At 68.7% G+C, this 11,194-nt stretch carries 8 protein-coding genes; all 8 read left to right on the top strand.

The window, feature by feature from the left end:
• The first annotated feature begins 3 nt into the window (after window positions 1-3).
• The 8 genes from AB0K35_RS11220 (at window position 4) to AB0K35_RS11255 (ending at window position 11,194) form a co-directional block, all read left to right on the top strand.
• Entirely contained in the window at window positions 4-1,491 is a 1,488-nt protein-coding gene (locus AB0K35_RS11220; RefSeq protein WP_363884963.1) for an NAD(P)/FAD-dependent oxidoreductase, read from the top strand.
• Between the two features lie 100 nt (window positions 1,492-1,591).
• The gene (locus tag AB0K35_RS11225; protein ID WP_363884965.1) at window positions 1,592-1,795 is read left to right on the top strand and encodes a hypothetical protein; all 204 of its coding nucleotides are present in this window, start codon (window positions 1,592-1,594) and stop codon (window positions 1,793-1,795) included.
• Window positions 1,776-2,780 carry a LacI family DNA-binding transcriptional regulator gene (locus AB0K35_RS11230; RefSeq protein ID WP_112677526.1) on the top strand — a complete coding sequence of 335 codons (1,005 nt, stop codon included), beginning with the start codon at window positions 1,776-1,778 and terminating at the stop codon, window positions 2,778-2,780. The genes AB0K35_RS11225 and AB0K35_RS11230 overlap by 20 nt, the downstream gene beginning before the upstream one ends.
• 333 nt (window positions 2,781-3,113) lie before the next feature.
• On the top strand, window positions 3,114-4,493 hold the full coding sequence (locus AB0K35_RS11235) for an extracellular solute-binding protein (protein WP_238672790.1): 1,380 nt from the start codon (window positions 3,114-3,116) through the stop codon (window positions 4,491-4,493).
• Window positions 4,494-4,579: 86 nt separating this feature from the next.
• Window positions 4,580-5,536 carry a sugar ABC transporter permease gene (locus tag AB0K35_RS11240; protein WP_124821582.1) on the top strand — a complete coding sequence of 319 codons (957 nt, stop codon included), beginning with the start codon at window positions 4,580-4,582 and terminating at the stop codon, window positions 5,534-5,536.
• An 11-nt stretch (window positions 5,537-5,547) separates the two neighbouring features.
• On the top strand, window positions 5,548-6,435 hold the full coding sequence (locus AB0K35_RS11245) for a carbohydrate ABC transporter permease (RefSeq protein WP_363884968.1): 888 nt from the start codon (window positions 5,548-5,550) through the stop codon (window positions 6,433-6,435).
• Window positions 6,436-6,536: 101 nt separating this feature from the next.
• Complete coding sequence (locus AB0K35_RS11250; RefSeq protein ID WP_363884970.1) at window positions 6,537-8,198, top strand: glycoside hydrolase family 13 protein; 1,662 nt, start codon at window positions 6,537-6,539, stop codon at window positions 8,196-8,198.
• 143 nt (window positions 8,199-8,341) lie between these two features.
• Complete coding sequence (locus AB0K35_RS11255; RefSeq protein ID WP_363884972.1) at window positions 8,342-11,194, top strand: discoidin domain-containing protein; 2,853 nt, start codon at window positions 8,342-8,344, stop codon at window positions 11,192-11,194.

The following is an 11,194-nucleotide window of genomic DNA, read 5'->3' on the forward strand; positions in this document are numbered from 1 at the left end:
GGGATGCTGTTCGGTGTGGCGGAGCCGGAGTTGGTGGACGTGGTGGTGGTCGGGCTCGGGGTCGGCGGCGAGGAGGTGGCCGAGCGGCTTGCCGAGGCCGGCCTGAGCGTCGTCGGCGTCGAACGGGATCTCGTCGGCGGGGAGTGCCCGTACTGGGGCTGCATCCCGAGCAAGATGATGATCAGAGCGGCCAACGCGCTCGCCGAGGCTCGCCGGGTCGACGGGCTCGCCGGGACGGCGCAGGTCCAACCCGACTGGGCGCCGGTGGCGAAGCGGATCCGCGAGGAAGCCACCGACACCTGGGACGACACGGTCGCGGCGGAGCGGTTCGTCGGCAAGGGTGGCCGGCTCGTGCGGGGCAGCGGCCGGCTCGACGGTCCGCGCCGGGTCCGCGTCGGCGACCAGATGTTCGAGGCCCGACACGGGGTGGTGCTGGGCACCGGCACCCGACCGTCGGTGCCGCCGATCGACGGCCTGGCCGACACGCCGTACTGGACCAACCACCAGGCGATCGAGGTCGAGGAGCTGCCGCAGTCGCTGCTCGTGCTGGGTGGCGGCGCGATCGGCCTGGAGTTGGCGCAGGTCTTCGCCCGCTTCGGGGTCCGGGTCACGGTGGTCGAGGCGCTCGACCGGGTGCTGGCCATCGAGGAACCCGAGGCGTCCGAGGTCGCCGCCGCGGCGCTGCGCGCCGACGGCGTGGAGATCCACACCGGGGTACGCGCGGAACGGGTCGAACACGACGGGACCAGGTTCACACTGCACGGTGGCGGCGGCGCGGAGTTCACCGCCGACCGGCTGCTGGTGGTGACCGGGCGCAAGGCCCACCTGGCCGAGCTGGGCCTGGACACGATCGGCCTGGACGCCAGCCAGCGTTACCTCCCGGTCGACGACCGTCTGCACGTCACCGACCACGTCTGGGCGGTCGGCGACATCACCGGCGAGGGTGCCTTCACGCACATCGCCATGTACCAGGCGGGGATCGTGATCGCCGACATCCTGGCCCGCGCCCGGCAGGCGAAGGCGGGGGCGGACGCCAGCGGCACCTCCAGCGTGGTCGGCGGAGCGATGGGCGCGTCCAGCTCGCTGGCCGCCAGCGGATCGAGCGGCTCAGCCGGCACTATCCCGCGAGCCGACTACCGCGCGCTGCCCCGGGTGACCTTCACCGATCCCGAGATCGGCGCGGTCGGGCTCACCGAACAGCAGGCCCGCGAACGCGGCATCAACGTGCAGGTGGGTTTCACCAAGCTCGGCAGCTCGACCCGCGGCTGGATCCACCGTGTCGGCGACGACGGGTTCATCAAGCTCGTGGCGGACGCCGACCAGGGCGTGCTGATCGGCGCCACCTCGGTCGGCCCGGCCGGCGGTGAGGTGCTGTCCGCGCTGGTGGTGGCGGTGCACGCGGCGGTTCCGTTGAGTCAGCTCCGGCACATGATCTACGCGTACCCGACCTTCCACCGGGCCATCGAGTCCGCGTTGCACGACCTGTCCTGACCCCAGCCCGCCCCCAAGGCCCCTGGCAATGCCGTGCGCCCCGCGACGCCCCGCGCGCGCTGCGGCTGGGCATGATCCACTCGCGTTTCAGGAAGTCGGGGTGTCCGGGGCATTGGAACCCCGCGATTTCACTGAAACCGAGTCGATCATGGCCGCCTGCGTTGTGGTGTGGCAGGTGGCGGAGGTCGGAATGGTCGGCGGTGGGAATAATGCGGCAGCCGGCCAGCAAACGACGGGCAAATTGCTGTTCATTTCTTTCATTCAGGTGACGTACGATTGCGACCGTGACCAAGCGGTTGACTGAAGTTGCCAAGAAGGCGGGCGTCAGCGAGGCCACCGTCAGCCGGGTGCTCAACGGCCGCGACGGGGTCTCCGAGGCGACCCGCACCGCCGTGCTCACGGCGCTGGACGTGCTCGGTTACGAGCGGCCGACAAAGCTGCGCGGCGAACGCGCCCGGCTGGTCGGGCTGGTGCTGCCCGAGTTGCAGAACCCGATCTTCCCGGCGCTGGCCGAGGTGGTCACCGGCACTCTCGCTCAGCGCGGCTACACCCCGGCGCTCTGTGCCCGGACCATCGGCGGGGTCTCCGAAATGGACTATGTGGAGATGCTCCTCGACCACCAGGTCTCCGGGGTGATCTTCGCCGGTGGCTCGTACGCGCTCGCCGACGCCCGACACGACCACTACCGTCGACTGACCGACCGAGGGCTTCCGGTCGTGCTGGTCAACGCCGGTGTGGACGAGCTGGGGTTCCCCCGGGTCTCCACTGACGACGCGGTGGCGGTCGAGCAGGCGTACGGGCACCTGCGCTCGCTCGGGCACGAACGGATCGGCATGGTGCTCGGCCCGGAGGGGCACGTGCCGTCGCGGCGCAAGCTCGACGCGATGGTCCAGGCTGCCGGCTGGGACGAGGGCGACGCCGAGTGCGTCGAGCGTTCCAGCTTTTCGATGGAGGGGGCGCGGGTCGCCGCCACGAAGTTGGTCGAGCGGGGCGTGACAGGCATCATCTGCGCCAGCGACGTGCTCGCGTTGGGCACGATCCGGGCGGCCCGACGGTTGGGGCGGTCAGTGCCGGCCGACGTGTCGGTGGTGGGTTTCGACGACTCCGCCTTCATGACGTGCACCGATCCGCCGTTGACCACTGTGCGGCAGCCGATCGAGACGATGGGGCAGGCCGCGGTGGATCTGCTGGTCACCCAGATCGAGGGTGCCGGCGTCCTTCAGGACGAGCTGCTGTTCGAGCCGGAGTTGGTGGTGCGGGGCTCCACCGCACCCGCCCCCGGCCGCTAGGCACCACACCGAACGACGCTTCGGCCGTCGACCGCCTCTCGCGGTCGGCGGCCGTTTTCGTCGTTGCTGGACCCGGTCGCCATCGACAGGGCCGAATGATCGGCCATAAGGGATCAATAGCCGGCAAACAGGGCTGCTTTCAGCAGCTTGCCAACATCTGTCGTCATCACGTCGTGTCCTTTCGCCATAGGGTCGATACCTTGCCGAAATGAGTCGGCCTCGCTACAGTGACTCCACTCACACCTGGCTCCGACGCAGCTACTGGGCGTCAGGTCGTATCACCGCAGATCAGCGAAGGTCATTGGAGACACCCGTTCCCGAAGGGATGGACAGATGTCCGTACCGCAATACCGAAAGGCTGCGGCGGTTGCGCTCGTGGCCGGCCTGGGGCTCAGCCTCACGGCGTGCTCCACGAAGAGTGACGACAAGGGCTCGAACGCAGCTGGCAAGGTCACCATCACTGTCGACTGCCAGCCGGTCGGCGCCCAGAAAGAGCTGTTGAAGAACTGGAACGACGACGTCGCCGAGTTCCAGAAGCAGAACCCGGACATCACCATCAAGAGCGTCAGCGTCGGCGAGCAGTGCAACAACCCGCCGGACTTCACCGCCCGCCTCGCCGGTGGCACCGTTACCGACGTCTTCTACGGGTACATGACCGATCTCCAGCAGGTGCTCGACTCCGGTCAGGCGATGGACATCAGCCAGCACGTCAACAAGGACGCGATCCCGACCTGGGAGAGCGTCGACCCGGCGCTCAAGGAGGTCTTCACCGACGGAGGCAAGCTCTACGCCGTTCCGGTGAAGAACTACTCGATGGGCCTGGTCTACAACAAGGTGCTGTTCCAGCAGGCCGGGCTGGACGTGAACAACCCGCCGAAGACCTGGGCCGACGTTCGGACCGCCGCCAAGAAGATCTCCGCGCTCGGCAACGGCATCGCCGGCTACTCGGAGTACAGCGCCGGAAACACCGGCGGCTGGCACTTCACCTCCCTGCTCTACTCGCAGGGTGGCCGGGTGCTCACCGAGGACGGCAAGAAGGCCGACTTCAACAACCCAATGGGCAAGCAGGTCCTGCAGAACCTCAAGGACATGCGGTACGGCGACAACAGCATGGGCGCCCGTCAGCTGCTCCAGTGGGGTGACCTGCTGACGAACGCCGGCGCGGGCAAGGTCGGCATGTTCATCGGCGCGCCGGACGCCACCCAGGCGATCGTCAGCCAGTTCCAGGGCAAGTTCCAGGACTGGGCGATGGCTCCGCTGCCCGGCCAGGACGGCGCGGCGAAGGGCACGCTTGGTGGTGGCGAGGGCTACTTCTTCAAGAAGGACCTCACCCCCGAGCAGGTCAAGGCCGGTCTGAAGTGGATCGCGTACCAGAAGCTCACCCCGGGTAAGGGCCAGTTCGACTACGTCCGGGCCAAGCCGCAGAACTACCCGGTCGGTCTGCCCCAGCCGCTGCTCTTCGCCAACGGCAGTGACGCGCAGAAGCAGGAGTTGGAGCTGCGCAAGGCGAACGCGAACGTCGACACTACGAACTTCGCGCTCTTCGAGGCGACCCCGGTCCCGATCAAGGGTGAGCCGCGCAACGCCCAGGCGGTCTACGCGGTGCTCGACGCGGCGATGTCGGGTGTGCTGACCAACCCGAACTCGAACATCGACGCGCTGCTCAAGACCGCCGAGGAGAAGGTCAACCAGCTCCTCGCCGCCGAGAGCTGACCGATCGTGTGGGGGTCGGGACGCCGACCCGACCCCCACGCCACCTGCACCACATCTCGACGTCACCGACTCACCCAGGAGTTGCCTTGGCGATCACCACCGTCCCGGAGACCCCCAGGAAACCGGGCCGCCCGCCGTCGCCGTACTCGGCGAGGCCGCAGCGCACCAGCCTCGGCCGCAAGGTACGGGACAACCTCACCGGTCACGCGTTCCTGATCGGGGCGGTGCTCTGCTTCGTCGTCTTCTCCTGGTACCCGATGATCCGCGGCATCGTGATGAGCTTCCAGCGCACCCGGCGCGGCGAGACCACCTGGGTGGGCTGGGACAACTACTCCCGCATCATCGCCGACCCCAGCTTCTGGACGGCCTGGCAGAACACCTTCTACTTCACGGTCCTGGCGCTGGCCCTCGGGTACGTGGTGCCGTTCTTCGTGGCGATCCTGCTCAACGAGTTCCGTCACGCCAAGGGGTACCTGCGGATCCTGGTCTACCTGCCGGTGATGCTGCCGCCGGCCTCGGCGCTGTTCCTCTTCAAGTTCTACGCGTACGACCCGAGCGAGGCAGGGCTGTTCAACGCGATCCTCAAGGCGCTGCACCTGCCCACCTCGCAGTGGATGCAGTCGCCGGAGATGACGATGCCGGCCATGGTGGTCGCGTCGACCTGGATGAACATGGGCGGCGCGGTGCTCATCTACCTGGCGTCGTTGCAGAACATCCCCGGTGAGCTCTACGAGGCCGCCGAGCTGGACGGCGCCGGGATCTGGCGCCGGATCGTGCACGTGACGATCCCGCAGACCCGGCTCATCCTCGCGCTCCTGGCGATGCTCCAGATCGTCGCCACCATGCAGCTCTTCATCGAGCCACTGATCCTCGCCAACGGAGCGGGCGCTGAGGACTCGGCGACCTCGGTGGCGTACCTCATCTATCAGCACGGGTTCTTCCAGAACGACCTCAACGGCGCCGCCGCGCTGGGCGTGATCATGCTCGTGGTGCTGGCCGGCTTCTCCGCCGTGTACGTGCGGCTGACTGCGAAACAGGACTAGGACGGCGAGGAATGGCACAGGATTCCGGAACCCGGACCCTCATCTCCCACTCCCAGTTGAGCCGGGGGCGCGGCAAGGTCATCTACTGGACGCTGCTGGTCGTCGTGGTGGCGGGGTTCACGCTGGTCTTCCTCGGACCGCTCTACTGGATGGTCACCGGGGCGCTCAAGTCCGGTCAGGAGATCGCGCAGACCCCGCCGTCGCTGTTCCCGAAGGACCCACAGCCGCAGAACTACATCGACGCGTGGAACAACCTGGCCCTCGCCAAGCTGCTCTTCAACACCTTCTACTACGCGATCGGCGCGGTGCTGTTCCAACTGGTCTTCGACACCGCAGCCGCGTACTCGCTGTCCAAGCTTCGACCGATCTTCGGCAACGTGATCCTCGCCCTGATGCTGGGGACGCTGATGATCCCGGCGATGGTCCTCATCGTTCCGCAGTACGTGACGGTGATCGACCTGCCGATCGTGCACATCAACCTGCTGGACTCACCGTTCGCCATCTGGCTGCCCCTGGTCGCCAACGCGTTCAACATCTTCCTGCTGAAGCGGTTCTTCGACTCGATTCCGGAGGAGTTGATGGCGGCGGCCCTGATGGACGGGGCGACGTCGCTGCGCACGCTCTGGTCGATCATCCTGCCGCTGTCGCGTCCCATCCTCGGCGTAGTGTCGATCTTCGCGGTGACGGCGGTCTGGAAGGACTTCCTCTGGCCGAAGCTGGTCATGCCCTCGCCCGAGACCCGGACGGTGAGCGTCGGCATCTACGCCTTCGCCGGTGGCACACCGATGAACGTGGTGATCGCCGCGTCGGTCATCGCCGCGATCCCGACAGTCATCATCTTCCTGATCTTCCAACGGAACATCATGTCCGGTCTGACCACGGGCAGCATCAAGGGCTGACCACCACCGCATCCGTCCGCGCGGCGAACAACGACAGTTCGCCCGACACATGACCAGGTCCGGCGAGTCCGCCGACGTACTGACGCAGAAAGCAGGTGCTCGTGTCCACAGCTGACAGAAGTCCGTGGTGGCGGGGAGCGGTGATCTACCAGGTGTATCCCCGGAGCTTCGCCGACGGCAACGGCGACGGCATCGGCGACATCGCCGGCATCCGGTCCCGGCTGAACCACCTGTCCGCGCTCGGCATCGACGCGATCTGGTTCAGTCCCTGGTACCCGTCCCCGATGGCGGACGCCGGCTACGACGTCTCCGACTACCGCGACATCGACCCGGTCTTCGGCACGCTGGCCGACGCGGAGGCGCTGATCGCCGAGGCGCACGAGCTGGGCATCCGGACCATCGTCGACGTGGTGCCCAACCACTGCTCCGACGCGCACCCCTGGTTCCAGGCCGCCCTCGCCGGCGGGCCCGACGCGCCCGAACGGGACCTGTTCTGGTTCCGGCCCGGCCGAGGCCCCAAGGGCGACGAGCGGCCCACCGACTGGATCGGCGAGTTCGGCGGGCCGACCTGGACGCGCACCACCAACCCGGACGGCACCCCCGGCGACTGGTACCTGCACCTGTTCGCCCCGCAGCAGCCGGACCTCAACTGGGACCACCCCCGGGTGCGGGAGGAGTTCGAGGACATCCTGCGGTTCTGGTTCGACCGGGGGGTGGACGGCATCCGGATCGACTCGGCCGGGCTCCTGGTCAAGGACGCGACACTGCCCGAGGTGCAGCCGGACCAGCCGCACCCGTTCCACGACCTCGACGGGGTACACGACATCTACCGGGGCTGGCGTCGGGTCGCCGACGAGTACGCCGACCGGGCGCTGATCGGTGAGGTGTGGCTGCCGGACCGGCAGCGGTTCGCCAACTACCTGCGCCCGGACGAGCTGCACGCGGCGTTCAACTTCGACTTCCTCGGCTGCGCGTGGGACGCCGCGGCGCTGCGGGAGAGCATCGACGGGACGCTGAGCGCGCACGCACCGGTCAACGCGCCGGCCACCTGGGTGCTCTCGAACCACGACGTCACCCGGCACGTCACCCGCTACGGTCGCGCGGACACCCGGTTCAGCTTCGCCGCCAAACGCGAGGGCATCCCCACCGACCTGGAGTTGGGCACCCGCCGGGCCCGCGCCGCCGCGCTGCTCTCACTGTCGCTGCCCGGTGCCGCCTACGTCTACCAGGGCGAGGAACTGGGCCTCTACGAGGTCGAGGACATCCCGTACGCGATGCGACAGGACCCGATGTGGGAGCGGTCCGGCCGGATCGACCCCGGTCGGGACGGCTGCCGCGTACCGCTGCCGTGGGCCGGGGACGAACCGCCGTTCGAGTTCAGTCCCACTGGTGCCGCAGCGCCCTGGCTGCCGCAGCCGGCCGACTGGAAGGACCGGACGGCCAGCGCGCAGACCGGCGACTCGGCCTCGATGCTGGAGCTGTACCGGGCGGCGATCCAGGCCCGAAGGGCCGACCCGGCGCTCGGTGACGGTGAGCTGACCTGGTTGCCCGCCCCGGACGGGGTGCTGGCGTTCAGCCGCGGCGGGGGTGGCTTCACCTGCCTGGTCAACCTGTCCGCCGCGCCGGTGCCGATGCCAGCTCAGGGGGAGTTGCTGCTGGCCAGCGGGCCGCTCGACGACGGGTTGCTGCCGTCCGACACAGCGGTCTGGCTGCGTACCGCCGAAGTCACCGACGGGCCGCGCGGGGCGGACGGCCCGGCCTGACCTGACTCTGCCCGCCGTGGTGCCGGCGGCCCGTCCCGGCCGCCGGCACCACGCCACCAAGAAGGGAGAACCGAGGGGGGACGCGCGACACCGCACCGACACGGGGGGATCTGGCCTGCCTGACGAAAGGGAGAGCGCAGCTCATGGCCAACCACACCACCGGCACCCCGCACCACCTTCGACACCCGACCCGGGCGCTGTTGGCCGCCATCGCCGCCACAGTGCTCGCCGCCACATCGGTCACCGCCCTCGCTGTCACCGGCACCGCGACCCCGGCCTCGGCGGCGGGGTTGTCCCCCTTCGACATCCCCAACCGGGGCGCGACAGTTCCGTTCGTCGAGCAGGAGGCGGAGGAGACCGCCCACAACGGCACGAAGATCGGCCCGGATCGGCGTTACGGCACGCTGCCGTCCGAGGCGTCGGGCCGGGAGGCGGTCACCCTCGACGCCGTCGGCGAGTACGTCGAGTTCACCCTCACCGCCCCGGCCAACGCGGTGACCTTCCGCTACAGCCTGCCGGACAGCCCGGCCGGCACCGGTCGGGACGCCGCCATCGACCTGCGGGCCAACGGGGCGCTGCTGAAGGCGGTCCCGGTGACGTCGAGGTACGGCTGGTACTACGGCGGATACCCGTTCAACAACAACCCGGGTGACACCAACCCGCACCACTTCTACGACGAGACCCGGGCGCTGTTCGGCAGCACCCAGCCGGCCGGCACGAAGATCCGGCTCCAGGTCTCCTCGACCGCGCAGTCGCCCACGTTCACCATCGACCTGGCCGACTTCGAGCTGGTCTCCCCGGCGATCACGAAGCCCTCCGGTGTGCTCGACGTGGTCACCGACTTCGGCGCCGACCCGAGCGGCGCGACCGACTCGACGGCGAAGTTCCAGGCGGCGGTCGACGCCGGCAAGGCCCAGGGCCGGGCGGTCTGGATCCCGACCGGCACCTTCACCCTCTGGGACCACGTGGTGGTCGACGGGGTGACTCTGCGCGGCGCGGGCCCCTGGTATTCGGTGCTCGGCGGCCGGCACCCCACCGAGCGGAACAGGTCCGTCGGCATCTACGGCAAGTACGTTCCCGGTGGCGGCTACACCGGCCCGGTCCGCCCACACGAGGCGAACGGGCCCAGCCGCAACGTCACGCTGCGGGACTTCGCCATCATCGGCGACATCCGCGAGCGGGTCGACGACGACCAGGTGAACGCCCTGGGCGGGGCGATGACCAACTCGGTGGTGGACAACCTCTGGCTGGAGAACACAAAGGTCGGGGCGTGGATGGACGGCCCGATGGACAACTTCACCATCCGCAACAGCCGCATCCTGGACCAGACAGCGGACGGGGTGAACTTCCACACCGGGGTGACCAACTCGACGGTGACGAACACGTTCGTCCGCAACACCGGCGACGACGCGTTGGCGATGTGGGCGCAGAGCGTGCCGAACGTCAACAACTCCTTCACCCACAACACCATCGGCGTGACGCTGCTGGCGAACCACCTGGTCAGCTACGGCGGTCGGGACATCAAGATCACCGACAACGTGACTGCCGACTCGCTGACCAACGGCGGCGGCATCCACGTCGCTAACCGCTACCCCGGCGTACAGGGCGCCACCGGAGTCCAGGGCACCTGGACGATCGCCCGGAACACGTTGATCCGTAACGGCAACTCGGACTACAACTGGAACTTCGGTGTCGGGGCGATCTGGTTCTCCGCGCTCAACGAGGCGTTCCAGAACCCCACCATCAACATCACCGACACCGACATCCTGGACAGCTCGTACGCGGCGCTGCACTGGATCGAGGGCCAGACCAACGGGATCAACCTCAACAACGTACGGATCGACGGCGCCGGCACGTACGCGCTCCAGGTGCAGGCGAACAGCCAGGTGTCGTTCACCAACGTGCGGGCCACGAACATCGCGCAGAGCAACCCGATGCACAACTGCGTGGGTGCCGGCTTCCAGATCACCCAGGGTTCCGGCAACTCCGGCTGGTACACCCCGACCCCGTACTGCGGCCCGTGGCCGAACCCCCAGTGGGGCGGTGGACCCACCTCGCCGCCGCCGACCACGCCGCCGCCGACCACCCCGCCCCCGACCAGCGGCAACCTGGCACTGGGCCGGTCCACGACGGCGACCAGCACCAACCAGAGCTACACGGCCGCCAACGTGGTGGACGGCAACGCGTCGACGTACTGGGAGAGCACCAACAACGCCTTCCCCCAGTCGGTCACCATCGACCTGGGTGCGTCCCGGTCGGTCGACCGGGTGGCGCTCAAACTGCCCGGCGGTTGGGAGCAACGCACCCAGACCCTGTCGGTGCTCGGTTCCACCGACGGGTCGTCGTACACCACTCTGGCGTCGTCCGCCGGTAGGGTCTTCGCCCCCGGTGCGGGCAACACGGTGTCGATCGGGCTGCCCTCCGGTGACCGTCGCTACATCCGGGTCACCGTCACCGGCAACACCGGCTGGCCGGCAGCGCAACTCTCCGAGGTCGAGGTGTACGGCGGCACCCAGACGACGCCACCACCGACCACCCCGCCCCCGACCACGCCACCGCCGACCACCCCGCCCCCCAGCGGCAACCTGGCGGCCGGACGGTCGATCACCGAGACCAGCCACTCCGACGTGTACGCCGCCCCCAACGCGGTGGACGGCAACGCGAACACCTACTGGGAGAGCGCCAACAACGCCTTCCCGCAGTCGTTGACAGTGGACCTGGGCGCTGACCGGTCGGTGTCCCGGGTCGTGCTGAAGCTCCCGCCCTCGTCGGCCTGGCAGACGCGTACGCAGACGCTGGCGGTGCTCGGCTCCACCAACGGCTCGACGTTCAGCACCCTGAAAGCGTCGGCCGGCTACAGCTTCAACCCGGCCAGCGGCAACACGGTCACGGTGACCTTCACGGCGACCACCCAGCGGTACCTGCGGCTGACAGTCACCGGCAACAGCGGCTGGCCGGCCGGCCAGCTCAGCGAGTTCGAGGTCTACTCCAGCTAG

Source organism: Micromonospora sp. NPDC053740 (assembly GCF_040677775.1).
GTDB classification, from domain to species: Bacteria; Actinomycetota; Actinomycetes; order Mycobacteriales; family Micromonosporaceae; genus Micromonospora; species Micromonospora alfalfae.

What these genes read in the sequence shown, in the direction of transcription:
- AB0K35_RS11245 (WP_363884968.1), top strand. Translation starts at nt 5,548, where the DNA reads ATGGCACAGGATTCCGGAACCCGGACCCTCATCTCCCACTCCCAGTTG.
- AB0K35_RS11235 (WP_238672790.1), top strand. Translation starts at nt 3,114, where the DNA reads ATGTCCGTACCGCAATACCGAAAGGCTGCGGCGGTTGCGCTCGTGGCC.
- AB0K35_RS11220 (WP_363884963.1), top strand. Translation starts at nt 4, where the DNA reads ATGCTGTTCGGTGTGGCGGAGCCGGAGTTGGTGGACGTGGTGGTGGTC.
- AB0K35_RS11255 (WP_363884972.1), top strand. Translation starts at nt 8,342, where the DNA reads ATGGCCAACCACACCACCGGCACCCCGCACCACCTTCGACACCCGACC.